The organism is Paenibacillus sp. ACRRX, assembly GCF_022346885.1.
Lineage (GTDB): Bacteria > Bacillota > Bacilli > Paenibacillales > Paenibacillaceae > Paenibacillus_B.
Map to the genome: position 1 here is coordinate 133,997 of NZ_JAKRNK010000001.1, position 23,945 is coordinate 157,941.

The 23,945-nt window shown below is 46.2% G+C and carries 22 protein-coding genes; 17 read left to right on the forward strand and 5 right to left on the reverse strand.

Annotation, left to right across the window (positions count from 1 at the left end):
- The first annotated feature begins 7 nt into the window (after nucleotides 1-7).
- Together pnpS and MH117_RS00585 are read left to right on the forward strand one after the other, a co-directional pair.
- Nucleotides 8-1,819 carry a two-component system histidine kinase PnpS gene (gene pnpS / locus MH117_RS00580; protein ID WP_239326370.1) on the forward strand — a complete coding sequence of 604 codons (1,812 nt, stop codon included), beginning with the start codon at nucleotides 8-10 and terminating at the stop codon, nucleotides 1,817-1,819.
- Between the two features lie 110 nt (nucleotides 1,820-1,929).
- Nucleotides 1,930-2,655, forward strand: coding sequence for a response regulator transcription factor (locus MH117_RS00585; RefSeq protein WP_239326372.1), 726 nt, complete (start codon nucleotides 1,930-1,932; stop codon nucleotides 2,653-2,655).
- A 334-nt stretch (nucleotides 2,656-2,989) separates the two neighbouring features.
- Here the strand turns inward: MH117_RS00585 and cydS are convergent, their stop codons facing one another.
- Genes cydS through MH117_RS00595 form a run of 3 tightly spaced genes read right to left on the reverse strand, consistent with a single transcriptional unit; the run spans nucleotide 2,990 to nucleotide 5,536 of the window.
- Nucleotides 2,990-3,091, reverse strand: coding sequence for a cytochrome bd oxidase small subunit CydS family protein (gene cydS, locus MH117_RS26765; RefSeq protein ID WP_481857212.1), 102 nt, complete (start codon nucleotides 3,089-3,091; stop codon nucleotides 2,990-2,992).
- A gap of 25 nt (nucleotides 3,092-3,116) precedes the next feature.
- The gene (locus tag MH117_RS00590) at nucleotides 3,117-4,181 is read right to left on the reverse strand and encodes a cytochrome d ubiquinol oxidase subunit II (protein WP_239326374.1); all 1,065 of its coding nucleotides are present in this window, start codon (nucleotides 4,179-4,181) and stop codon (nucleotides 3,117-3,119) included.
- Nucleotides 4,181-5,536 (reverse strand): cytochrome ubiquinol oxidase subunit I, encoded by a 1,356-nt coding sequence (locus MH117_RS00595; RefSeq protein WP_239326376.1) that lies wholly within the window; start codon nucleotides 5,534-5,536, stop codon nucleotides 4,181-4,183. Before MH117_RS00595 ends, MH117_RS00590 begins: the two co-directional genes overlap by 1 nt.
- Nucleotides 5,537-6,075: 539 nt before the next feature.
- Here MH117_RS00595 and MH117_RS00600 point away from each other — a divergent pair.
- The 7 genes from MH117_RS00600 (at nucleotide 6,076) to MH117_RS26770 (ending at nucleotide 12,349) form a co-directional block, all read left to right on the forward strand.
- Complete coding sequence (locus tag MH117_RS00600; protein WP_239326378.1) at nucleotides 6,076-7,263, forward strand: methyl-accepting chemotaxis protein; 1,188 nt, start codon at nucleotides 6,076-6,078, stop codon at nucleotides 7,261-7,263.
- A 121-nt stretch (nucleotides 7,264-7,384) separates the two neighbouring features.
- Nucleotides 7,385-8,362, forward strand: coding sequence for a PstS family phosphate ABC transporter substrate-binding protein (locus tag MH117_RS00605; RefSeq protein ID WP_239326380.1), 978 nt, complete (start codon nucleotides 7,385-7,387; stop codon nucleotides 8,360-8,362).
- A gap of 189 nt (nucleotides 8,363-8,551) precedes the next feature.
- The gene (gene pstC, locus MH117_RS00610) at nucleotides 8,552-9,445 is read left to right on the forward strand and encodes a phosphate ABC transporter permease subunit PstC (protein WP_481857233.1); all 894 of its coding nucleotides are present in this window, start codon (nucleotides 8,552-8,554) and stop codon (nucleotides 9,443-9,445) included.
- 3 nt (nucleotides 9,446-9,448) lie between these two features.
- Nucleotides 9,449-10,324, forward strand: a complete 876-nt coding sequence (pstA, locus tag MH117_RS00615; RefSeq protein WP_239326384.1) for a phosphate ABC transporter permease PstA — start codon at nucleotides 9,449-9,451, stop codon at nucleotides 10,322-10,324.
- A 12-nt stretch (nucleotides 10,325-10,336) separates the two neighbouring features.
- Nucleotides 10,337-11,110 (forward strand): phosphate ABC transporter ATP-binding protein PstB, encoded by a 774-nt coding sequence (gene pstB / locus MH117_RS00620; protein ID WP_028546221.1) that lies wholly within the window; start codon nucleotides 10,337-10,339, stop codon nucleotides 11,108-11,110.
- Between the two features lie 107 nt (nucleotides 11,111-11,217).
- Nucleotides 11,218-11,877, forward strand: a complete 660-nt coding sequence (gene phoU / locus MH117_RS00625) for a phosphate signaling complex protein PhoU (protein WP_239326386.1) — start codon at nucleotides 11,218-11,220, stop codon at nucleotides 11,875-11,877.
- A gap of 310 nt (nucleotides 11,878-12,187) precedes the next feature.
- Nucleotides 12,188-12,349 carry a YhjD family protein gene (locus MH117_RS26770; protein ID WP_481857234.1) on the forward strand — a complete coding sequence of 54 codons (162 nt, stop codon included), beginning with the start codon at nucleotides 12,188-12,190 and terminating at the stop codon, nucleotides 12,347-12,349.
- Here MH117_RS26770 and MH117_RS00630 read toward each other — a convergent pair.
- Entirely contained in the window at nucleotides 12,312-12,728 is a 417-nt protein-coding gene (locus MH117_RS00630; protein ID WP_239326388.1) for a hypothetical protein, read from the reverse strand. The two genes, MH117_RS26770 and MH117_RS00630, sit on opposite strands and share 38 nt — an antisense overlap.
- Nucleotides 12,729-13,275: 547 nt before the next feature.
- On the opposite strand from MH117_RS00630, the gene polA reads away from it, so the two are divergent.
- The 5 genes from polA to MH117_RS00655 all read left to right on the forward strand — a co-directional run bounded on the left by polA (nucleotide 13,276) and on the right by MH117_RS00655 (nucleotide 18,985).
- Nucleotides 13,276-15,948 carry a DNA polymerase I gene (gene polA, locus MH117_RS00635; RefSeq protein WP_239326390.1) on the forward strand — a complete coding sequence of 891 codons (2,673 nt, stop codon included), beginning with the start codon at nucleotides 13,276-13,278 and terminating at the stop codon, nucleotides 15,946-15,948.
- A 69-nt stretch (nucleotides 15,949-16,017) separates the two neighbouring features.
- Nucleotides 16,018-16,848 carry a DNA-formamidopyrimidine glycosylase gene (gene mutM, locus MH117_RS00640; RefSeq protein ID WP_239326392.1) on the forward strand — a complete coding sequence of 277 codons (831 nt, stop codon included), beginning with the start codon at nucleotides 16,018-16,020 and terminating at the stop codon, nucleotides 16,846-16,848.
- 211 nt (nucleotides 16,849-17,059) lie between these two features.
- On the forward strand, nucleotides 17,060-17,776 hold the full coding sequence (locus MH117_RS00645; RefSeq protein WP_239326394.1) for an MntP/YtaF family protein: 717 nt from the start codon (nucleotides 17,060-17,062) through the stop codon (nucleotides 17,774-17,776).
- A gap of 34 nt (nucleotides 17,777-17,810) precedes the next feature.
- Nucleotides 17,811-18,407, forward strand: coding sequence for a dephospho-CoA kinase (gene coaE, locus MH117_RS00650; RefSeq protein WP_239326396.1), 597 nt, complete (start codon nucleotides 17,811-17,813; stop codon nucleotides 18,405-18,407).
- Nucleotides 18,404-18,985 carry a lytic transglycosylase domain-containing protein gene (locus MH117_RS00655; RefSeq protein WP_239326398.1) on the forward strand — a complete coding sequence of 194 codons (582 nt, stop codon included), beginning with the start codon at nucleotides 18,404-18,406 and terminating at the stop codon, nucleotides 18,983-18,985. Before coaE ends, MH117_RS00655 begins: the two co-directional genes overlap by 4 nt.
- Nucleotides 18,986-19,064: 79 nt before the next feature.
- Here MH117_RS00655 and MH117_RS00660 read toward each other — a convergent pair whose 3' ends face one another.
- Nucleotides 19,065-19,286, reverse strand: coding sequence for an alpha/beta-type small acid-soluble spore protein (locus MH117_RS00660; RefSeq protein WP_028546229.1), 222 nt, complete (start codon nucleotides 19,284-19,286; stop codon nucleotides 19,065-19,067).
- 112 nt (nucleotides 19,287-19,398) lie between these two features.
- Between MH117_RS00660 and nrdR the strand changes: the two genes are divergently transcribed.
- The 3 genes from nrdR to MH117_RS00675 all read left to right on the forward strand — a co-directional run bounded on the left by nrdR (nucleotide 19,399) and on the right by MH117_RS00675 (nucleotide 23,500).
- Nucleotides 19,399-19,881, forward strand: a complete 483-nt coding sequence (gene nrdR / locus MH117_RS00665) for a transcriptional regulator NrdR (protein WP_239326400.1) — start codon at nucleotides 19,399-19,401, stop codon at nucleotides 19,879-19,881.
- A gap of 562 nt (nucleotides 19,882-20,443) precedes the next feature.
- Nucleotides 20,444-21,499: a DUF4198 domain-containing protein gene (locus MH117_RS00670; RefSeq protein ID WP_239326402.1), complete on the forward strand. Its 1,056-nt coding sequence runs from the start codon at nucleotides 20,444-20,446 to the stop codon at nucleotides 21,497-21,499.
- A 9-nt stretch (nucleotides 21,500-21,508) separates the two neighbouring features.
- Entirely contained in the window at nucleotides 21,509-23,500 is a 1,992-nt protein-coding gene (locus tag MH117_RS00675; protein WP_239326404.1) for a copper resistance protein CopC, read from the forward strand.
- Nucleotides 23,501-23,945 lie beyond the last annotated feature (445 nt).

A 23,945-nucleotide genomic window follows, 5' to 3' on the forward strand; every position in this document is an offset into this window, starting at 1 on the left:
ATGGAGCATGGCACGTTTTCGATCTAGGTTAACGCTTATATTTGTATTACTAATCGGGGTATCTGTATTAGCGGCGGGTATTTATATGGCTTCCTCATTTAAGAGCAATCATATCTCGCAGTTGGAGCAAAATATGTCCCGGGAAATTATGCTCATTGAGCAGACACTGCAGTGGCAGGCTGAGCCGACATCAGCATCAGCAATGGCATACTATACGGACTGGTCCAAGAAACTCGAGCAAACAACAGGCGCACGGGTGACGTTTGTTACGTTAGACGGTACAGTGGTTGGGGATTCTATCTCGGCAGTAAGCCAGATGGATAACCATCTGAATCGAGAAGAGATCAAAAATGCGCGTGATGAGGGCTTAGGTTCTGTCATCAGGTATAGCGATACGATAAAGCAAAACATGTTGTATGTAGCTGCACCCATTCATGATGACAACTTTGAAGGTTATGTTCGCCTGGCCATGAGCTTGCAGGAAGTAGAGCAAAGTGTCAGAGAACTGTGGGCTTATTTGGGTATTGGGTTATTGGTGCTGTTCCTGGTTGCTACACTGGTCAGCTATCGAATTGCCTTTAATCTGACACGTCCGATTGAGAACATGACGCGAGTGGCGCATCAGATTGCGCACATGGACTATAAAGCGAGAGCACAGACAACCAGCACGGACGAAATCGGTCAGCTGGGGAATGCCATTAATGCGATGGCTGACAGCTTGCAGCTGCAGATGGCACAAATCCGTGAGAATGAAGGCAGGCTTCGCACGGTGATGGAGCACATGATTAATGCGATTGTTATGATCGATGATCAAGGGGAGATTGTGCTTATTAACCGGAAAGCTGAGCAAATGCTTGGTATTAAAAACAAGGCAAGCTTGGGGAAGAAGTTTGAAGAGGTGCGGGTACCTTATGAGCTTGCCGAGATGACACAAGAGGTCATCGAACGTAAGCTATTGGTGCACGAGGAACTGACGATCTATTACCCCGAGGAGCGTTTGCTGGATGCTAATGTTGTGCCTGTCTATTATTCAGAACAGGAGTGGGCGGGTGTTTTGATTATGCTGCAGGATGTATCTGACATCCGCAGGCTGGAGCGTATGCGCAGTGAATTCGTGGCCAATGTGTCCCATGAACTGAAGACACCGATTGCGGCAGTAAAAGGATTTGCTGAGACGTTGATGAATGGAGCGTTGAATGACCCGGAGATTGCCCAGTCGTTTTTGCAGATCATCCATGATGAGAGTGAGCGGTTGAATAGGCTTATAGGTGATATTTTGGAATTGTCAAAGATCGAGTCTAAGCGGGTTCCGCTTCAATTCTCACCGGTACATATGCCAAGCTTTATGCAGCAGGCCGTGGAAATGCTCTCAAAAGAGGCGGACAAAAAGCGTATCCAAGTCTCCTTGGTAGTCGAAGATGACATGTATATGGAGGCTGACGAGGATCGGCTCCGCCAGATCGTCCTTAATCTGCTGTCCAATGCGATTAATTATACTTCAGATGGAGGTCAGGCCAAGGTAGTTGCCGCTCCACTTGACGTGAACGAAGATGGCGATTATGAGCGGATTCAATTAACGATATCGGATACAGGAATTGGCATACCTAAGAAGGACCTGCCGCGAATATTTGAACGGTTCTACCGCGTGGACAAAGCAAGATCCAGAGGGTCCGGAGGAACAGGCCTTGGCTTGTCTATTGTCAAGCATTTGGTGGATTCTCACCATGGTACGATTAAGGTGGACAGTGAGATTGGAGTAGGCACCACATTTACGATTGAGCTGCCGGTTCTGCAAGATCATCATCCTGACATTCGTTAACATTTCTTTAAAAAATCATGGTTGAACTCATCCTGTTATGTTACGATATGGATGCAGTTAGATACTGGTTGGATTTCAGATGCTGTAAATCGGACATTCTGGAGGAGAGTATGTCAGAACTTAAAGTGTTAGTTGTTGAGGACGAGCCTACGTTAGCACGTTTGTTATCTTATAATTTAACGTTGGAAGGCTACGAGACGACCGTTGTCGATCATGGTTCGCAAGGGCTGCAGACAGCGCTCCATCGCAAGTTTGACCTCATCATTTTAGATATTATGCTGCCGGGGATGAATGGATTTGAAGTTCTGTCCAAGCTCCGCCAAGCAGGGATTAGAACGCCGGTCATTATTTTGACTGCACGCAACGCGGAAGAAGAAGTAGTGCAGGGATTAAAGTGCGGCGCTGATGATTATATTACGAAGCCATTTGGTGTAGCAGAACTGCTGGCACGAGTAGGAGCAGTTCTACGGCGAACTTCTGCTGATGGAGGAGACCTTTCAATTGAGGGAGACTCTGATGAGAAGGTAATTGCGGTAGGGGATCTTCGCATTTACCCGGAGAAGTATGAAGTCACACTGCTTCATGAGCAGATTCCGCTACGTCCGAAGGAATTCGAGGTGCTGCTGTATTTGGTCCAGCGGCCAGGTACCGTTATTACGCGAGATGACTTGATGAATGCGGTATGGGGATTCGACTACATCGGGGGGCAGCGCACTGTAGATGTTCACGTCAGCTCCTTGCGGAAGAAATTGGAGATGAACCAGCAGTCGGTACAGATCGATTCCATTCGGGGAGTCGGCTATAAGCTGGTCGTACAGAAGAAGCAGCTCAAATAGACTCAGGCAAGCTGCGTATGTATAAACTTTGCGAGCAGTGAGAGATGTTTAGTGGGGGAGGATTTGACCTGCTGACAAGCGGTCGTTTGTACAAGAATTAAAGCGCCGCGCTCCGCAAATGACGATAGAAGGTCAGTTAATAGACTTACTCCACTAGGAGTAAGTCTTTTTAATTATGGCAGCGAACTCCAGCCACAGGATACAGCAAGACCTCGCGGTTTAATCGCGAGGTCTTGTGTTGTTCTTAAACCTATTGGGTGTACGCCGGGAATAAGAAGTCCTTATCCTTTTGTATCCTTCTCATTAAGTTACACGGTAGTGATGGAAGTCGGGGTTAAGAATCCGACACATCAGCTTTGGCGCCCCAGATGAACACAGCAGCTATAGACAAAGCTACAATGAGTAATGGAGCGTAGAAAATTAAAAATTCATGCATAGTCATTAATCCTCCTTTGGCTTGCTTAAGCTTTTGTGGCACCCGCGTTATCCTGTCCGCCTTTTCCGCCCTTGCCATCTTTAATGCCCTTAACGTAATTGGCATCAAACAAGAACAGCCTCATAAGCAGGAAAAGGGACGGAATCAGAATGAGCAGACCTAACACAAATACCGTGATAAGAGCAGTAGCCATCGCTGGATTCGTAAAGTTGTCATGAATCGTTAAGTACGGGTAGAGCAGGTAAGGCAGATGGGCCTTTCCATATCCAAACCAGGCAAATCCAAACTGCAGCATAACCGCCACAAAAGCGATCCCATAATTGCGACGTCGCCACACCAACAATACGGCAGTTAGGAAGAATAGAAATGACATCACAAACATCCAACCGTTATCTACCATATTGTTAAAATGCTGCTCGTTATGTCCTTTTATAGAGTAGAAGACAAACAAGCTGGCCAGTATCGTGGGAAGCGACCAGAAGAGCGCGTATTTACGTACGACTTGAAGCGCGGGCTCATCTTGCGCCTTCGCGGCATAATACGTCAAGAACATAGCTGAGATATAGAGCACGCTAACTATGGCAAGCAGAATAACAGAATACGGATACACATTGGTAAACAATTTGCTGAATTCAAAGCTAACTTTCCCGCCTTGCTCCGTAATATAGCCACCTTCCGAGATGGCCAGTACGGTGGATAATGCCGCAGGAATTAGCAGCCCGCTTGCGCCATACAAAAATTGATAAATACGGTTATCGCGCGAACCATATGTGCTGAACGCATAATAGGAGCCGCGAATTGCTAGCAATATAGTAGCCAGGCTTCCCGGAATAAGCAGTGCTGTTCCATAATAATACGCTGCATCAGGGAAGAAGCCGACAAGCCCAACGATAAAAAAGACAAGAAATACGTTGGTTACTTCCCATACAGGAGATAAGTATCTTTCAATGATACGGTGTATAATGTGACGCTTGCCGCTAATGGTACTGTAGTAGCTAAAGAAGCCGGCTCCAAAGTCGATCGACGCTACGAGCAAATAGCCAAACAAAAATATCCATAAAATCGTAATGCCTAGTAATTCATAGCTCATCACTTATGTTCCCCCTCAATGCCGCGAGCGATAATTTCGTCCTCAGCCGGGTTATGTTTGAACATCTTAATGAGTACTTTTACGCAAGTAAAGGTAAGCAGTGCGTACAATAGGGCAAATATCCATAACATTGTGTCGACATGAGCAGATGTCGTGGCTCCTTCGGCTACCGTCATGTATCCTCTAATAATCCAAGGTTGGCGTCCCACCTCAGCGAACATCCAACCTGATTCGATTGCCATGATAGCTAATGGGGCTCCTAATACGACCCCCCAGAGCAGTAATCGGCTGACTGGCTTGCCTGTCTTACGGCTGCGGCGTTGAGCGATTACGTATGCTAGCGAGATGACGGTCAAATAAATCCCGATGAACACCATCATATCAAAGAAATAATGGCTTGCTTTTAGTGGTGGTCGCAGGTGCTCGGGTATTTCATTTAACCCTTTGACAACCGTATCAGGGGTGCCCCCGGCTAATATACTTAATGCAAACGGAATTTTAATCGCAAACTTCACTTCATTCTCGTCAGTTAATATTCCACCCAATATAAGCTCTGCTTTATCAGAGGTATCAAAATGCCATTCTGCGGCAGCGAGTTTTTCGGGTTGGTACTCATGCAGAAATTTACCAGACAGGTCGCCAATCGCGGCGGATGCAAGGGCAAAGACTAGTGCCGCTGTCATCGTCAGCTTGAGCGCTTTCTTATAATAGACATGCTTGCGGCCGCGAATCATAGCAAAGGCAGCAATAGCACCGAGGCAGAAGGCAGACGTTACATATGCAGTCACAAGAACGTGGCTGACCTTTGTTGGCATTGCTGGATTAAACATTGCGAGCAGCGGTTGGATATTCTCCATTTTGCCATCTACCCAATCAAAGCCTTGCGGTGTGTTCATAAAGGCATTAACAGTCGTAATAAAAAAAGCAGATGCAGATGAGCCGATCGCAACCGGAATCAAGAGGGCGAAATGCACCATCCGGTTTTTGAATCGATCCCATGTGTATAAATAAATGCCGAGGAAAATGGCTTCCACAAAGAAAGCAAATGTTTCTAGAAACAGGGGCAGGGCAATGGCTTGTCCGCCCACACGCATAAAGTTAGGCCATAAGAGGCTTAATTGTAAACCGATAGCTGTGCCCGTCACTACGCCAACGGCTACAGTGACCGTGAAGCCGCGTGCCCAGCGCCGTGCCATTAATAAGTAATACGTATCATTGCGCTTAATGCCAATCCATTCTGCCAAGGCGATCATAAGGGGAACGCCAACGCCAATCGTAGCGTAAATGATGTGTACAAAAAGGGTAAGTCCGGTAAGTATTCGGCTAAAAATAACCGGATCGTAAGCAGCCGTCATCCTGTATCTACTCCTCCATCTTTTTCTCTGTGTCTAAATTGTGAATAACTTCACTTAATCACGCAAACAAATGTCCGTCGTTAGAAGAAACGACGTATGAATGCCAAGAGCATAATGATTCCGACGATAAAGCTCACCGTGATCAATATTTTCTCTTGCTTCTGGATACGCTTTGCATGTTGAGCCGGATCCATAATGCACACCTTCCTCCACTATATTTCTACGCTGTGATCTAATGTGTATGTCTATGATTAATATCACAGCTTTGTATTAGTGTACGTGAAAAGTGTGATGATTTTCACAACAATTGTGAAAAGGGATTGAACAAGCTGTGTCTAAAGTTTGTCATTGGGTGATTATTATAATATTTGTCAGAAATAAGTCATTCTACTATTTTAAATAAAACGCAAGATAGACAAAGTTTTTGTCTTGATATTTTACAAACATTTTACAAAAGTAAGCTAACGCTTTTACATTAAGGTGCTACATTAGGACTTAAGACACTTGAATATGCAATCGTAGAGATGGAGTGGTGGGTCTTGACAGTATTGTTAAACCGTTCACAACAGGAAGCAATAAAAGCGGTGGATGCGCATTCGACAGGTTCCACCATACAGACGAAGTCCTCAACGTTACCGAATGGGACGACAGTGGAACGCAATCGAATGGAATATGAAGGTCTATTACAATGGGCACCTTCTATATTAAGCAACGCAAACGTAATGGAGGCGGAACAATTATTTAATGCGGATACAGCATTACGTTGTCTAGTTGTTATCGATGGGGAAAATAGGCCAGTTGGTCTTGTGATGCGCGACCGTTTCTATGAAGTGATGGGCAGAAGATTCTCTCCTGCCCTGCTCTATGATAAGCCCATCTCCAGATTGATGGATAAGGACGGATTGTTTGTAGAATATGGTACCGCTACCTCCGAGCTCTTGGATTTAGTGGCTGCGCGCCCTGAAGAACGAATGTACGACAGCATTGTATTTACGAAGCAGGGGAGATTGGCGGGCGTAATCGGTCCCAAGTCAATAACCGCACTCTCGAAAATCATGCGCGAAAAGCATGCGCAGCAAGAACAATCGACCGTAAAGTCGACCATGGGCTCATTAACTGTCATTCGACAAGAAGCGGAGCATGTACGTGCTTCAGCATCGGAGGGTTTAGAGCATGCGGCTGAAATGATCGAGGAGACACTGAAAGGGAAATCGGTGCTGGATAAAGTGGCAAGTTCCTTTCAGCTTGTTGCCCAGCAGGCAGAGGAACAGAAGAGACAGACGGAAGAGCTAACGGAGCATGCCGCGGCAGTAGCCGATTCTGTCGGTATCATTAGAGGGTGGTCGGATACGTGCCATATGCTGGCGCTTAATGCTTCTATTGAAGCGGCACGCGCAGGAGAACATGGCCGCGGCTTTGAGGTCGTAGCTACGGAAGTCCGCAAGTTGGCTGTACTTACGAAATCGGCGACAGATCAGATTGAAGAGACTCTGCTTCAGATGGGACGCTCACTCTCGGCCACCGTACAAGCAAGCGAAGCTTCTGCAGCTGAGACTCATCATACGGTTGCGGGACTGAAGACGGCGTTGTCACAGTTCGAACGATTGTTCCGTATGATCGCTGATAATAGGGAAAGTCTCGTGCAGGTAGATGATTATGCCAATCGGATGTCGATGAAAGCGAAGGAAGCACAGCATCATTTATCAGCGATGTCCGAAAATGCTTGAATTTTTACATTGCGTTAACATATATGCCAAACAGTCTTAACACTTGGACGATAAACTATGAATTGTAAGCAAACAACAATTACTAGCTATGGTAGTAACAATTCAGAAGGGGTGGATTTACTTGAAGAAGTGGGGAAAACAAATCATGCTCTTGACATTAATTACAGTAATAGCTGTAGTAATGTCCGCATGCGGCAGCAGTGCTAAGAAGGAAGAAGCAGGATCTGGAAACAATGCAGGAGCAGAAAGCGCAGCTCAATTGTCCGGAACGATTGACATAGACGGATCGAGCACAGTGTACCCGATGACGGAGGCTGTAGCGGAGGAGTTCGGCAAGGAGCATAAAGACGTTCGAGTGTCCGTAGGCACAGCAGGTACAGGTGGCGGATTTAAGCGCTTCGCCAAGGGAGAGACGGCAATCAGCAATGCGTCGCGTCCAATTAAAGACAAAGAAGCGGAAGAAGCCAAGAAGAATGGCATCGAGTATTTGGAACTGACAGTGGCTTATGATGGTTTGACCGTTGTTGTGAACAAGGAGAACACATTTGTTGACAAGTTGTCCACGGATGAATTGAAGAAAATTTACGAGCCTAATTCCAAAGTGAAAACATGGGCTGATGTTCGTGCAGGCTGGCCTGCAGAAGAGATCAAAGTGTATTCTCCTGGTGCTGACCATGGTACTTTCGACTATTTCACAGAAGAAATTAACGGTGAGTCCAAAGCGATGCGCAACGATGGTCAAATTACGTTTGCCGCTGATACAAATGCGATTGTACAGGGTGTAACGGGTGACAAAAACTCACTTGGATACTTCGGATTCTCATTCTATGAAGAGAATAAAGCGAACTTGAAGCTGGTTCCGGTTGACAACGGCAAAGCAACGGTAGAACCTAACTTGGAAACGATCAAAGATGGCAGCTATGCTCCATTATCCCGTCCTTTGCTGATCTATGTGAGCAAGAAGCATATGGAGAAGCCAGAAGTCAAAGCTTTTGTTGAATACTACTTAAAGACAGCAGGCAGTGTAGCGGCAGAAGCGGGTTACGTAGCACTTCCGCAGGAAAAATATGATGAGCAGTTGAAGCAACTGGGCCAATAACAAGCGAATCAATCGCTTAGATAGGTCCAATCCCATCAGCATCATACAACAGGTATGGAAATGTGATGTCTCCACGATGCAACCAAATAGGGACATCACATTTTCATTGAGATATTGTTAACGAATTGTAAAAGATGCAAAGTGAGGTTAACCATTATGCAAGTAAACGTTTCGAAGCCGGAAACGAATATGTCCTTTACAAATAAGCAAATGAATGTAGCAGACAAAGTGATGCCCATTCTTTTGTTCCTATGTGCGGGTGTATCTATTTTAACCACGATTGGAATTGTGTACACGCTGTTCTCGGAGACGATCTCATTCTTCAAGAGTGTTCCGATCTTTGATTTTATATTTGGCGGAAAGTGGAGTCCTCTGATCGAACCGAAGGCATTTGGCATTTGGCCGTTGTTAAGCGGTACTTTCTTAATTACGCTGATTGCCATATTGGTAGCTGTACCTATCGGTCTCGCCAGTGCCATTTACCTAAGCGAGTACGCGCCTGAGCGTGTTCGCAAAATCGTCAAGCCTGTACTTGAAGTGCTTGCCGGCGTTCCGACCATCGTATACGGCTACTTTGCGCTTACGTTTGTTACGCCGCTGTTGAAGTCAATTTTCCCGGATATGAGTGTGTTTAATGGACTCAGTGCAGGATTGGTCGTCGGGATTATGATTATTCCGATGGTATCATCCCTTAGTGAGGATGCGATGTCTGCAGTGCCCAAAAGCTTACGCCACGGTGCATATGCCCTCGGAGCAACACGCTTTGAAGTGGCATTAAAGATCGTCGTGCCAGCTGCTTTCTCGGGCATCGTATCGTCTGCTGTATTGGCGTTCTCACGTGCAATCGGCGAAACGATGATTGTCTCAGTTGCAGCGGGATCTACCCCGAACTTAACACTTAATCCGCTGGAAAGCATACAGACCATGACGGCTTACATCGTTCAAGTAAGCTTGGGTGATACGCCGCACGGCTCAGTGGAGTATGGAACGATCTTTGCCGTCGGGTTGACGTTGTTCATCATTACATTCTTGTTGAACATCCTGGCTCTGTATGTGGCAAGACGTTTCAGGGAGGAGTATTAATTCATGACGATGTTTCAGGATGCGAACCGCAAGCAAATCAGCAACCGTCGCAAGACCGACCTTGTCCTTCATCTGCTGTTTATTGTTGCGACATCGATCGGTATCGTAGCCTTGATGGCCCTATTAATTAGTATTATGATGGACGGTCTGTCCCGATTGAATTGGGACCTGTTCACGAATTATCCGTCACGTCTCGCTTCAAAAGCGGGGATGAAGTCAGCAGTGGTGGGGTCCATTTATATGGTTCTTATTATGGCACCGATCTCGTTCATACTCGGCGTAGGAGCGGCGATCTATCTGGAAGAGTACGCCAAGAAGAATGCCATCACACGCTTTATCCAATTGAATATAAGCACGTTGGCAGGCGTGCCATCTATCGTATACGGCATTTTGGGCTTGACGATCTTTGTGCGCGGTATGGCGCTCGAAAGAAGTCTATTGTCCGGTTCTCTCACGATGACGCTGCTCGTGCTGCCGATTATTATCGTGTCTGCCCAAGAAGCGATACGAGCAGTACCAAGAGCTCGCCGCGATGCGTCGTTCGCACTTGGTGCAACTAAATGGCAAACGGTCGCACGTTCGGTGCTTCCGTCCTCGATTTCAGGCATTTTAACAGGAGTCATTCTTGCCTTGTCCCGTGCGATCGGGGAGACAGCTCCGCTTGTAATGATTGGTGCCTTGACGTTTGTAGCTTTCTTGCCAGAAAGCATCATGGATCAGTTTACGGTAATGCCGATCCAGATCTTTAACTGGGTATCCAGACCGCAAGTCGCATTCCACGAGTTGGCAGCGGCAGGAATCATCGTCTTGCTGGCGATGCTTGTCCTGATGAATATATCAGCTATTATTCTTCGCAATAAATATCAGAAAAATGTGTAAGGAGACGAGCGCATGAGCACAGCGACGGCATTAAAGACTCTCATTAATATTAAAGATTTGGATCTCTATTATGGAACCTATCACGCGCTGAAGAAAGTATCGATGACGATTCCGGAAAAGGCAGTTACTGCTTTTATCGGCCCGTCGGGCTGCGGTAAATCAACGCTTCTCCGTACACTTAACCGGATGAATGACATGATTATTGGGACGCGTATCGAAGGAAAAGTAGAGATTGGTGGTACGAATATTTACAGCAATGAGGTCGATGTGGAGACCCTGCGGAAGAAGGTCGGCATGGTATTCCAGCAGCCAAACCCGTTTCCGAAGTCGATCTATGACAATATTGCTTATGGACCGAGGCTGCATGGCATTCGCAGCAAAGCAAAGCTTGACGAGATTGTGGAGCAAAGCTTGAAGCAAGCTGTATTGTGGGAAGAAGTGAAAGATTATTTGAAGCGTTCGGCTTTCAGCCTTTCAGGTGGCCAACAGCAGCGTCTCTGTATTGCGCGAGCATTAGCGGTCAATCCTGACATTTTGCTGATGGACGAAGCAACGTCTGCACTTGACCCGATCTCTACCCTGAAAATTGAGGAACTGGTACAAGAACTGAAGCACCGCTATACGATCGTTATGGTTACACACAACATGCATCAAGCAGCACGTGTGTCCGATCAGACGGTATTTTTCTTAAATGGTGAAGTGGTAGAGTTTGATCAGACCGAAACGTTGTTCTCAAACCCAAGCGATAAGCGGACGGAAGATTATATTACAGGTCGATTCGGTTAAGGGATGATTAAGTTACTCAGATAGGGAATGTGCATAGGTAAGTAGAGTGGTCAATAAAGATGGAAAATAGACTAAATTTCGGCTAGCGAGGAGAGTAGGAAGAACCGATGATTAAGCGCAAAGAATTTGACTTAGGACTGGAAGAACTTAGTCAGCTATTAGTGGATATGGGGCGCCATGTTGAGCGAGCGCTATCTGAATCCATAGGGGCGTTAAAGACTCAAGATGTGGAACGTGCCAAAAAGATTATTGCGGAAGATGTTGATCTGAATGGCATGGAAACCAAGATTCTGGATCTTGGCTCCAGACTTATCTTGACCCAGCAGCCGGTAGCCAAGGACCTGCGCCGTATTTTGGTGGCCTTCCGGATCTCCAACGATTTGGAGCGGATGGGAGACTTATCGATCGATGTAGCTAAGGTTGTCGTTCGTATGAATGGCCAGCCGCTAATTAAGCCGCTTATCGATATTCCACGTATGGCGGAGATCGTACAGCTCATGATTAACGAATCCACACAAGCTTATGTGGAAGAGAACGTAGACTTGGCTTATAAAATGGCGAAGGAAGATGACAACGTAGATCAGCTGTACAGTCAGATTTTCCGCGAGCTGCTGACATATGTGGCGGAGAATCCGCAAAATGCTTCCCAAGCGATGTCGTTGCTGTTTGTTGGTCGTTATATTGAACGAATTGCGGACCATGCTACCAACATCGGTGAAAGTATCGTGTATTTAGTAACCAACGAAAGACCCGATCTGAACAACTAAGCCTACCCTTTAACGAGCCGAATGGATTTGATCCATTCGGCCGTTTTTAGGTGTTGTAGCTTTTGTCGAGCCTGTGTTATCTCTTATGAAGCTTCTGTTGAAGCTTCTGTGAAAGTTGCATAATTTGTATGCCATTTCAAAGCGCATCAAGTCAGCAATATGGATACCCATGTACGAACAGCATTTGAGCGTGATAAAGCAAAGATAGCAGCAACAGTAAAGAAGCCATGCATGTACTGAGCGGTTAGACAAACGATGAATAAAGCGATTAAAGTACACACTGAGGTTAAATGGGCAATGTAAGAGCGGGATAAAAGTATGTGGGCAGTACAAGGATGAGCATGGGATTGAAGCTAAGTATTTATTTCGTGAGTATCATGGGGAAATGGTACTGCTTAATGACTTTATACGAAGTGAATGCAGGAAAGAGAATGTTACTTCATTTGTTTTTTGGATCGGAGTGACACTATAACATTTATAAATATAATATAAACAGGGTATGCCATAATATACAGCAACACCAGTAATCCAATCCCTGGGAGTGGCGTGTCATTTTGGTCTGTAATCGGATATGCATTAGCAAAAATTTTAATAAATGAAACAAAAATTGGGATCCATAAAATTGACAGTACATATTTAACCTTTTTTTCAAAAAACAAACGGTGAGTGAAATAATAGCATATTATTGTAGTCATTATAAAAATTAAAAAGTTTACCCAACTAATAGTTCCCCCTAAATCACCAAGATCAAAGTATTTTTCTATTCGATATTGATTCACAAATAGTTCAACCTGTAAAAAAAGTGATATAGCATAAATGAAACTTACCCCGCTTAATTTCAAAAATAACAACTTGATCCCTCCTATTCCACTTGAAATCCTTTATACAGGTGGAGCACCTGATGATTTTCAAGATCAAGCCGCAATTAAACAAGGTTACAATAAGAACTCAAATTAATTGTTACATAAATAGAGATAATACAGCAGATAGTTAAAATTATAGGACAAGCTGCCCTTTCTTATAAAATGGCAGCTTGTTTATTTTTACGAGAAAATTCCAACATATTTGATATTAGCCAGTGTATCAAGGTTTTAAGCTAATTTCTAGGTGCGAAAGTTGAGTAGTAACTTTATTCTATAGTGTTCAATGAAGCTGTCCCCATAAGTCACTTTTCGAATTTCAAGTCCCACATAGAGCTGAGTTTTTATACAGAAAGGAACTTATCCTGCACTTTGCAGTGGACATTGAAGTTCTTTCGTTTATAAATTGGGATATAACCATTCGATACCATCACTTTTGGGAGAGCCTCTTTGAAGTACATTCCTCAACCAAGCAATTTCCATAACAGGGCCGCGCTATGATATCATGAAGTACAAGAGATTGGATTGAGGTGCGATTATGGATAAATGGATTATTATCGACGGAAACAGTATTGCGAACCGAGCGTTCTATGCGATGCCGCCGCTTACAAATTCGCAGGGATTACATACAAATGCCGTATACGGCTTTACGACGATGCTTCTGAAGCTGCTTGAAGAAGAGCAGCCAACGCATATCGTAGTTGCTTTTGACGCAGGCAAGATCACGTTCCGTCATGGCGATTACAAAGATTATAAAGGCGGCCGCTCTAAGACTCCGTCAGAGCTGTCTGAGCAGTTCCCATTAATGAAGGAATTGATGGAAGCGATGGGCATTGCTCAATTCGAGCTGAGCGGGTATGAAGCGGACGATATTATCGGTACGCTCACACGTATGGCAGACGAAGAGCAGAAGCCAATGATGGTTGTAAGCGGAGACAAGGACATGCTGCAGTTGGCTTCAGAATATGTTACGGTCGTGCTTACCCGCAAAGGGGTCACGGAGATCGAGAAGTATGATCCTGCTGCGATCGAAGAGAAATATCAATTAAAGCCCTTGCAGATCATTGATTTGAAAGGCTTGATGGGGGATAGCTCCGACAATATTCCAGGTGTTCCTGGTGTTGGCGAGAAAACCGCATTAAAGCTGCTGCATCAATATGGCAGCGTAGAAAGCGTGCTGGAGCATGTTGGGGAATTAAAAGGCAAGATGAAAGAGAATATCGAGAATCATGCGGATGATGCTCGGATGAGCAAACAGCTGGCCACGATCTACCGTGAGGTTCCAATTGAACTGGAACGTGAGAAGATGGCGTTTGAAGGTATCCCTTCCGCAACGGCTTTGCCGATGCTGCGCAAACTGGAATTCAAGTCCATCCTTGAACGGGTGGAAAAGCTGGCGGCGAAGCAGAGTGGTGAAGAAGTGAGTGCGGAGCCGGTAGTTGAGTTGGCGCTTGAGACGATCCTTGTGACGCTGGAAAATGTGCAGGAACTAACGTCCGCCTTAAAGCAAGGTGATGTGGATACGCTCGTGCTAGAAGCCCATGGCGACAATCCTCATTATGCTAACTTCTTCGGTCTGACTCTTGGCTCGAAGGAATGTTATTGGCATGTGACAAAGGACATACTTCTGTCAGAAGAAGCGGCACCGATTCGAGCTTGGTTGGCTGACGCTGAACAGCCCAAATATGGATATGATCTGCACCGTACCGAGCTGGTGCTGCATTGGCTTGGTATTGTCCTGGAGGGAGCAGCATTTGACGTGCAATTGGCCGCTTATGTACTGGACCCAAGCGATGCAGCTGCAACCGTGCAGTCTACGGCAGCCAAGTATGAGCTGACAATGCTGCAAGCGGATGAAGAGGTGTACGGCAAAGGCGCCAAGTTCAAAGTGCCTGCGGACGAGTTGGTAGCGCAGCATACGGCGCGCAAAGCTTATTTGATTGGTGAATTGGTGCCTTTGATGCAGCAGGACTTGCAGAAGTATGAGATGAGCAAGCTGTATTATGAGCTTGAGCTTCCGCTGTCATCCATTCTTGCACAGATGGAGAAGACCGGCATTAAAGTTAACAAATCGAGTCTGGAGAAACTTGGCGAGCAATTCACAGAGGCGATTGAGAAGACGATGACACGGATTTATGAGCTGGCAGGGGTCGAATTTAACATCGGTTCACCAAAGCAGCTTGGCGAGATTCTATTTGACAAGTTGGGACTGCCTGTTATCAAGAAGACCAAGACGGGCTATTCCACAGATGCGGAAGTATTGGAGAAGCTGGAACCTTATCATGCTGTCATTCCGTTAATTTTGCATTATCGGCAGATGACAAAGCTTCAATCCACTTATATTGAAGGTTTGCTGAAGGAAGTACGCCCAGATACAGGTCGTGTCCATACGTATTACCGCCAGACGATTGCAGCCACAGGACGCTTAAGCTCTCAGTTCCCGAATTTGCAGAACATTCCGATTCGTCTGGAAGAAGGGCGTCAGATCCGTCAGGCTTTTGTGCCTACAGAAGCAGACTGGAGCATCGTAGCGGCAGACTATTCGCAGATTGAATTGCGTGTACTCGCCCATATTTCGGGTGACGAGAAGCTCAAGGAAGCGTTTATTCAGGATATGGACATCCATACGAAGACCGCCATGGATGTGTTTGGCGTGAAGGCAGATGACGTGGATGCCAATATGCGTCGATCTGCAAAAGCGGTCAACTTTGGAATTGTGTATGGTATTAGCGACTATGGATTGTCACAAAATTTGAACATTACACGTAAGGATGCGGCGAAATTTATTGAACAGTATTTTGCTGTGTTCCAAGGTGTTCGTCAATACATGGAAGATATTGTCAAGATGGCCCGTCAAGATGGATATGTGAAGACAATGCTGGAACGCCGCCGTTATTTGCCGGAGATCAATGCCTCCAACTTTAACCTGCGATCCTTTGCGGAGCGGACGGCGATGAATACACCAATACAGGGCACAGCTGCTGATATTATTAAGTTGGCTATGGTGAAGATGGATGAACGCATGCGCAAGCTCCAGTTAAAGAGCCGTATGCTGCTGCAAGTACACGATGAGTTGGTGTTTGAAGTACCTGTCGATGAGGTAGATATAATGAAGAAACTGGTACCTGAAGTGATGGAGCAAGCGATTGAATTGGTAGTGCCGCTTAAGGCGGATGTCAGCGTAGGAACCAACTGGTACGAGTCCAAATAACACTAAATTCAACCAGCGCGCCCTCTATTGTACGCTTTACGGTATAATAGACAACATGAGGTGATAGATATGCCAGAATTACCGGAAGTAGAGACGGTTAAACGTACATTAAATTCACTAGTGACAAACAAAACAATAAAACAGGTGACGGTAACGCTGCCTCGAATTATACAACGTCCTTTAGAAATAGAAGCGTTCTGTGCTGCGTTATCGGGTCATACGATACAAGAAGTAGGTAGACGCGGCAAGTTTTTGCTCATCCAATTGGATGGGCTGGTGCTGGTGTCTCATCTGCGTATGGAAGGACGATATGGCGTATTCGCATCGAATGAGCCTGTTGAGAAGCATACACATGTCATTTTTCACTTTGAAGATGGAACCGAGCTTCGTTATAAGGACGTCAGACAGTTCGGCACGATGCATCTATTCAAGCCGGGAGATGAGATGAAGCTGCCGCCGCTGCACAAGCTGGGAATCGAGCCGCTTGGTTCTGAGTTCAATGCGAAAGTGCTTGGTGAAGTACTCCGTAGGCGTCGGAGCTTTATTAAGCCGGTGCTGCTGAACCAGCATGTTGTTGTTGGATTGGGAAACATTTATGTAGATGAGGCACTGTTCCGCGCCAACATTCACCCGCTTACAGCTGCAGATTCGTTGACGGATGAGCAAGTGCAGCGTCTGCACGACGCCATTCTGGTCACTTTGCAGGATGCTGTAGAAGCTGGAGGCTCCTCTATAAAGTCTTATGTGAATGGACAAGGGGAGATGGGGATGTTTCAACATCAGCTTCAAGTATACGGGCGTGAGGGAGAGCCTTGTGTCACTTGTGGCCACATCATTGAAAAGTCGGTGGTTGGCGGTCGAGGCACACATACGTGTTCCCGATGCCAGCCGCGTCCATAAAGTGCAGATAGTTAAGGAGGCCGCATAGCGTATGCGGCAAATGGCTCAATCGTAATCGTTACGGTTATTTTTTTGAACATAACAAATCATACGAATACATCATTCTAGACAGCACAGTATGCACCTATATCCGCTCCAGCCCATATGATAGGGTACAACAGTTTACAGCCTGCATGTACTCAAATCAGGCAAGGAGCAGGAGGGAATAAGGTTGCTCGTTCATGCTGCATCTTTAATTGTGTTGGCGTTTGCCCTAAGTTTAGATAGCTTTGGGGTAGGGATGACTTACGGAATCAGAAAGCTGCGTATTCCGTGGTTGTCCATTGTCATTATTTCCGTATGCTCGGGACTTATTATACTGCTGTCGATGCAGGTCGGTTCCGTTATTATTCATTGGTTCTCTGATACCGTCGCACGGTGGATTGGTTCCTTTATTTTGATTGCGATAGGATGTTTCTCTGTTATACAGCTTGTCCGCTCTCAGCCTGTCACAACAGGTCATGAAGTTCTCTATGACAATGCGGGGACGGCTAAAGAACACTGTTCAGATGTTACTTTATCGAGTACAGGTGAGTTGAATCCTTCTAGACCTGTAATTGAGTTCCAGTTGCGAAGATTAGGCATCATTATTCAAATACTGCGAACTCCACAAGCAGCAGACATTGATCGTTCGGGTACGATCAGTGCGGCTGAGGCGGCATGGCTTGGCGTAGCGTTATCTCTGGATGCGTTTGGTGCTGGAATTGGCGCTGCGCTGCTTGGTTTTGCCCCGATCTTGACTGCGATTGTGATCGCGTTGTTCAGCGGCAGCTTTCTGCTGTTTGGGATTCGGCTTGGCATACGGTTTGCTGAATGGAGTTGGATTCGTAAGCTCTCCTTTCTGCCGGGATGTTTGCTTATCATTATGGGAATTATGAAACTGTTTTAGAGATTGCTCTTCAAAGCGGAAATGAGGTGAAAGCATGAACATTGGGCTTACGGGAGGTATCGCTTCCGGAAAAAGCACGGTATCTGCCATGTTGGTGGATAAAGGTGCGCGTCTTGTTGATGCTGACCGAATTGCCAGGGAGATTGTGCTTCCTGGCAGTCCGGTGCTGGCACAGATCGCGGAGCGCTTCGGTCAGGACATGCTGCTGCAGGATGGGGCGTTGGATCGCAAGCGGCTTGGGGCGGTTGTGTTCGGAGATGAGGCGGAACGGAAGGCGCTAGAGGGAATTACACATCCAGCTATACGTCAGCGCATGTTGGAACAGATGCGCAGCTACGAACAGGAACAGCCGGACAAGCTGGTTGTGGTGGACGTTCCCCTTATTTATGAATCCAGGATGGAGAGTTTATTTGAAGCGGTTATGGTGGTATACGTTCCACATCAAGTTCAGTTGGAACGTCTGATGAAGAGAGATAGCCTTACAGAGCAACAGGCTAAGCTCCGTCTGGCTGCGCAGATGGATATTGAAGAGAAACGATCACGAGCAGATTATGTCATCTATAACGATCAAGGGATTGAGCATACAGCACGCCAAATTCATGAATTCCTTAGTCAAAAGGGATTGCTATGAATAAACTCATGCGAATTTTGCGTAAAAAGAGCGTGCTGCTTGTGTTATTCCTTGGTTTTATGTTTGTGCTCTTTGTCCAATCCCAATGGCTCGGACGTTGGATGTATCCCATTCACTATGAGGACACGATTCGTGAACATGCTGAAAAGCAGGATCTGGATCCGCTGCTGGTAGCGGCTATTATCCGCGTTGAAACGAATTATGAGATCGGAAGAGAATCCCGGAAAGGTGCGATTGGCATGATGCAGCTTATGCCAACTACAGCCGATTGGGCGATGAAACAAATGAAACTGCGAAAAATGTGGACGGTAGATGAACTGAGGCGAGAGGCAGATCCGAATATTCAGATTGGCACCTGGTATTTAAGGTCGCTGATCAAACAATATGACAGTAATACAGTTGCTGCGGTAGCTGCATATAACGCAGGACCAGGCAATGTGAGTGAATGGCTGCGGTCGAATAAGTGGGACGGAACGCTTGAATCCGCTAAACAACAAATTCCCTTTAACGAAACAAAGTTGTACGTGCAGCGGGTATTCCATTATTATGAGAAGTATAAACGTGTGTATGGAACTTGACACGATAGCAGCGGGATCATAAGTGAAGAAGCGTCGGACAAGCAGATGATTCTGCTCGACGCGACGCCTCAACGGATCATTATTTGTATTGACCTGCAAGTTGTTGTTCTGCGATTTGGACAAGACGCTTCGTGATATATCCACCGATGGAACCAGTGTCACGAGTCGCCATGTTACCGTAGTACCCGTCTTGCGGGATCGCAATACCGAGTTCTTGTGCGATCTCGAATTTCATTTGCTCGAGAGCACCAGTTGCTTGTGGCACTACTAAGTTGTTGCTGGAACGGTTGCTTTGGCTCATGTTTGTTCACCTCCTTGCGGTTGGTAATTGTATTGTGCGCAAAGTTGCGAATATCATTACACATAACCATTGGGATTTTTTTGAAAAAGATAAAGAAGTGGGGGGAATGCCGATGAAGTGCCCTTATTGTGATCACTTTGGAACCAAAGTGCTTGATTCTAGGCCTGCAAATGACAACAAATCAATCCGTCGCAGGCGTGAGTGTGAATTGTGCAGTCGTCGTTTCACAACCTTTGAGATGGTTGAAGAAACACCGCTGATCGTCATAAAGAAAGATGGAAGCCGTGAGGAGTTCAGTCGAGAGAAATTGCTGCGCGGACTTATTCGAGCTTGTGAGAAGCGTCCTGTATCGGTTGAACGATTAGAGACAATCGCATCTGAAGTAGAGAAACAGCTCCGTACAACAGCCCATGCGGAAGTTGAAAGCCGTGATATTGGAGAATTGGTTATGGAGCAACTGTATCCGGTGGATGAAGTAGCGTACGTTCGTTTTGCCTCGGTGTATCGTCAATTCAAGGACATTAACATGTTTATGAAAGAGCTCAATACCCTGCTGTCCAAGGACAACCTGAACGACATTTCAAACAACAGTTAATAATCTTGTGACCGAATAAGTAGTTGTTCGATGAGAATGAGGCTATGAATTGGAGATGTGGATTCGGGCGACTTTACGAATATAGAATCTTCAGCTTTAGAATATAAGCAATAAACTGAAATGATAATGAAATAGCGGCAGAGGAGGACTGGGATATAGCCCTGGACTGCCGCTGTATCCATTTAACTACTGTTGTGCTCTTATCGTATTATGATCTGGATTCCAGAGCGCTCCATTGAACTCCATTGTCCTTATTTCCCCCACTAGCATGTTTGGCTTCTTGTATGACCGATCTTCCCCTTTAATATTGCCACATTTTTCACAATCTTGTCCGTAAGATTATAACGCAAGGTTAGTTGATAACTTTAGTCTATAACTAGCATTTATTTCAATGCAGCAGCGTCGGAACTTATGTTTTGACGTTTTTTTGCGTTGTTCACAAAAAATTCACATTTAATGACTCTTGTTAGTCATTTCAATGATAAATATCACATTTACAATAAATATACTCGACAATAATCGTGATATCTAAAAATGAAAAATTCTAGGGAGGAAACAAAACATGCGTAAAAAATTACTTTCCATTCTTATTGCTTCGGTCGTTGCTGCTACAATGGCTATTCCAGCTATGGCTCATGACGGTTGGTCACAGACTCATGCGCCAATTGTAGGTGCTGGAGAAGTTGCTTATGTCGATCTACAACTCGGCAATCATTCTAATCATCATGCAAGTTATCGGATTGAAGGAAAATGGAGTACAGACACGACAAAAGTGTATGCGACGACACCAGCTGGCAAGAAGGTTGATATTTCCTCCACCTTGTACTATACAGGTGAAATTACGGATACAGAGAATCCTGGGATGAACAACGGCTACATTGCTTCGTTGAAGAGCTCTTCTCCAGGTGCTTATATTATTTCGGCTGAGGGAGACAGTATCTTTAAGAACGGCGAAGTGGCTTCCCGTACTTTACGCAGTGCGAAGTCTTTTGTAGCAATCAGCGATCTGCCTACATTGCAGCGTATTGCTCAGTTAAAGGGCTTTAACAAGCAAGTGACAACGGATCGCGCGGAGTTTGTCCCGCAGTTTAATCCGGCTGCTATTACGCCAGACCAGCAAGTTAAAGTACAGCTACTTCTGAAGGGCAAGCCGTTGGCAGACACAGACGTATCATTGATTCGCCGCAGCAATTCCGAAGCGCAAGCTTTAAAGACAGATGCAAACGGTCTTGTTTCCTTTAAAACAGGTCCGGCAGATGCTTATCTGCTTCGTGCGAAGCCAGCAACACAAGAGAAGCAAGAAGGTCAGTACAGCAGCGTTAACTATGAAGCCACAATGACGTACACTGTTCAAAACGGCACCTTTAAAGTAGCAGTGGAAAAAGTTAATCCTAAGCCAGCTGTATATGTAAACGGCAAGGCGCTCGATGATAAAGCTGTAACGGTTAAAAATGGTACAACGATGGTTGACGCTTCGATCATCCAAGCCCAAGTAGGCGCTTATGATGCTAAAGGCGAAGTATCACTGCGTGCTGCTGTAGACAAGACGGGTGCTGTGCTTGAGTTCTTCCCTGCGGTAGGCGGAACACGTGCAGCCATCCACGTATATACAAAGTAAGGCGGCCACATGTATAAATGGCTAAATAAAGGGGCGGCAGCGATCATCATCTGTATGATGATCGTATGCTTGCTCCCCATCCCAGCGGCACAAGCACATGCTTATGTCGCTAATTCTTATCCCAAGCAGGAAGAGGAGCTTACTACCGCGCCTGATCATCTTCATGTAACCTTTACAGAAGATATCGATACGAAGCTCAGCAGCGTCTCGATTGTGGATGAGAAAGGGAATGTGGTGTCTGCCAAGCAAAGCGCGGCGGGGGATCGCACGCTTATGTTGACTGGATTTAAGTTGGCAGACGGTGTCTACACGGTCAAATGGCAGTCGTTATCCGTGGATACACATGTCACTGAGGATTCATTTCGCTTTGCGGTTGGTGTGAAGCTGAAAAAGACAGGGCCATCCGATACGGTTTCGTTGGACGATGAGCCAGCGGCGGGTTCTGGAACCTCAGGCGGCTCAAAGCCAGATAAGCCTAAAGAACCTGTGAAGAAGCCGGAACAGAAGCCTGGGGCAGGAACGGACAAGCCAGCTTCTTCTAATGGTGCTGGCAAGGATCAAAAGCCTTCCGGTTCCAAATCCGAAACGGCTGGTGGCAAGCCAGTCCAATCTAAGCCGGGTGCGACAACTAAGGATAAGGAAGGCAATGGTACGAAGAACGCTAACAACATAGACTCGAAGAAAACGGAACAGTCAGGGAATTCTAAAGAGGCTTTGTCTGGCAGTGGATCGAAGCCCGCAGAAAAGGTAGAGGCAGGGTCCGAAGCGGGGGACCAAGGGGACCAATCTAAGTCCGCTTCAAGTCAGGAACCGTCTGCTCAACTTGACCCGAGTCAAGCATCGAAAGAGACGACCGCTAAGCCTGACGGCAATGGTGGTGTTCCTCCAGGTTCAGAGGGAGTTTCAGGAACAGTGTCTACGCCTGGCGCATCAACCTCTGACTCTTCTGTTTCCAAAGGTGGCAACACCGATGCTGCTTCCAATCAAGCTGCTGGCTCAGACAATGAAGCGACTGCACAGGAACAACATGTGCATGTGCACAATGAGACAGCACATCAGCATGATACTGCCGCTGGTAGTGGAGCGGGTCTAAAGGGAGGAATTGCATTCCTTCGTATCATAGACATACTTGCGATTGTGCTCCTGGGTTCTGTATTTTTGTTCAGAGATTGGATATTCATTCCTCTTGAAGAACGTGGATATTCAGCTAGCCGCTGGTTCAGTTCATGGTTGTATACTGTGGTAGCTGCTGTGCTGGCGATCAGCGGGGCTTTAAGATTGTATGACATCGGCAGCCAATTAAGCGGGATCGGCACAGCGGAAGCGATTGGACATTTGCTAGGCACAACTATGCTGGGATGGATGACGCTAACACGCATCGGTCTGGCATTGGTAATAGCCATCTCGATGGCATTGAAGCTGGAACAAGGAGCATGGCGAGTTATACGTGTTATTTTGTACGCTGGTCTAGCCTTAACGTTTCCGCTGACAGGACATGCTTACTCGCCGGAAAGCGGGCTATCGCTGATGGTGTGGATGCATGTGCTGCACATTGTTGTAACCGCTGTGTGGTGCGGAGGGCTTATCGGCTTGCTGCTCGTCAGCATAAAGCCGGCGGAAACACAGCGCAGCGCCTTCTTGCAGCGTTGGAACAGGATGCTGCTGCGCTTTGCACAATTGGCGTTGCCAATGATGATTGCTGCAGGCATCTCAGGTGTTGCGCTGGCACTTAATAAGATTGCCAGCTGGCAAGGGCTGCTGAACAGCACTTACGGCACGATGGTGATCGCCAAAGTAATGCTGTTCGCGCTTGTACTGGTTCTGGCAGCGTATCATCGTTACGCGCTTATGCCGAAGCTGGCGAGTGCAGCTTCAAACCCTGAGCTAGCTGAGAGTAGTTGGAGCGGACTCATCGGGGGCATTAGATTAGAGCTGTTCTTGGCGCTCTTGTTATTCATTGCAGCAGGGCTGCTGTCCAGCAGTCCGCCGCCAATTGGATAGTCAATTGGGGTGCCGATGGTGACGGCACGTCTATTACAGTTTGGATTGGCAGCGAAGCGTTATGCTTTCGAGCTCGTTTTACAGCAAAGTGCGTTCTAGAATAGACTTGATCTGTACAAAGTTGTAGCAGAAGCCTCTCTTTCCACATCATAGTGGGAGGGGAGGTTTCTTGTGGTTAAGCAGGAGCTTGTTCTCCTATTACTCTATTTCATCTGATAGATCTGGATAGGATCCAAATGATTTTAGGGTAAGATCATTTTAGAATATCGTTTAAACCTACATATGTTGGGATCATCGGAAGTATATGAATCCTCCTGGAGGAGAGATGAAGGGGACTAAACTATCGGATATAGCCTGCTGTAATTATATGAAAATAACTGTTGCAAACCTACATTTATATATGCTATACTATTTAAGTCGATTACAACACAGTCTTGAAACACAA

Coding starts and splice junctions, on each gene's coding strand:
- nrdR (WP_239326400.1), top strand. CDS start 19,399: ATGAAGTGCCCTTATTGTGATCACTTTGGAACCAAAGTGCTTGATTCT.
- polA (WP_239326390.1), top strand. CDS start 13,276: ATGGATAAATGGATTATTATCGACGGAAACAGTATTGCGAACCGAGCG.
- MH117_RS00660 (WP_028546229.1), bottom strand. CDS start 19,286: ATGAGCCAAAGCAACCGTTCCAGCAACAACTTAGTAGTGCCACAAGCA.
- pstB (WP_028546221.1), top strand. CDS start 10,337: ATGAGCACAGCGACGGCATTAAAGACTCTCATTAATATTAAAGATTTG.
- pstA (WP_239326384.1), top strand. CDS start 9,449: ATGACGATGTTTCAGGATGCGAACCGCAAGCAAATCAGCAACCGTCGC.
- MH117_RS00585 (WP_239326372.1), top strand. CDS start 1,930: ATGTCAGAACTTAAAGTGTTAGTTGTTGAGGACGAGCCTACGTTAGCA.
- coaE (WP_239326396.1), top strand. CDS start 17,811: ATGAACATTGGGCTTACGGGAGGTATCGCTTCCGGAAAAAGCACGGTA.
- MH117_RS00675 (WP_239326404.1), top strand. CDS start 21,509: ATGTATAAATGGCTAAATAAAGGGGCGGCAGCGATCATCATCTGTATG.
- MH117_RS00670 (WP_239326402.1), top strand. CDS start 20,444: ATGCGTAAAAAATTACTTTCCATTCTTATTGCTTCGGTCGTTGCTGCT.
- mutM (WP_239326392.1), top strand. CDS start 16,018: ATGCCAGAATTACCGGAAGTAGAGACGGTTAAACGTACATTAAATTCA.
- pnpS (WP_239326370.1), top strand. CDS start 8: ATGGCACGTTTTCGATCTAGGTTAACGCTTATATTTGTATTACTAATC.
- pstC (WP_481857233.1), top strand. CDS start 8,552: ATGTCCTTTACAAATAAGCAAATGAATGTAGCAGACAAAGTGATGCCC.
- MH117_RS00595 (WP_239326376.1), bottom strand. CDS start 5,536: ATGACGGCTGCTTACGATCCGGTTATTTTTAGCCGAATACTTACCGGA.
- phoU (WP_239326386.1), top strand. CDS start 11,218: ATGATTAAGCGCAAAGAATTTGACTTAGGACTGGAAGAACTTAGTCAG.
- MH117_RS00655 (WP_239326398.1), top strand. CDS start 18,404: ATGAATAAACTCATGCGAATTTTGCGTAAAAAGAGCGTGCTGCTTGTG.
- cydS (WP_481857212.1), bottom strand. CDS start 3,091: ATGCATGAATTTTTAATTTTCTACGCTCCATTACTCATTGTAGCTTTG.
- MH117_RS00590 (WP_239326374.1), bottom strand. CDS start 4,181: ATGAGCTATGAATTACTAGGCATTACGATTTTATGGATATTTTTGTTT.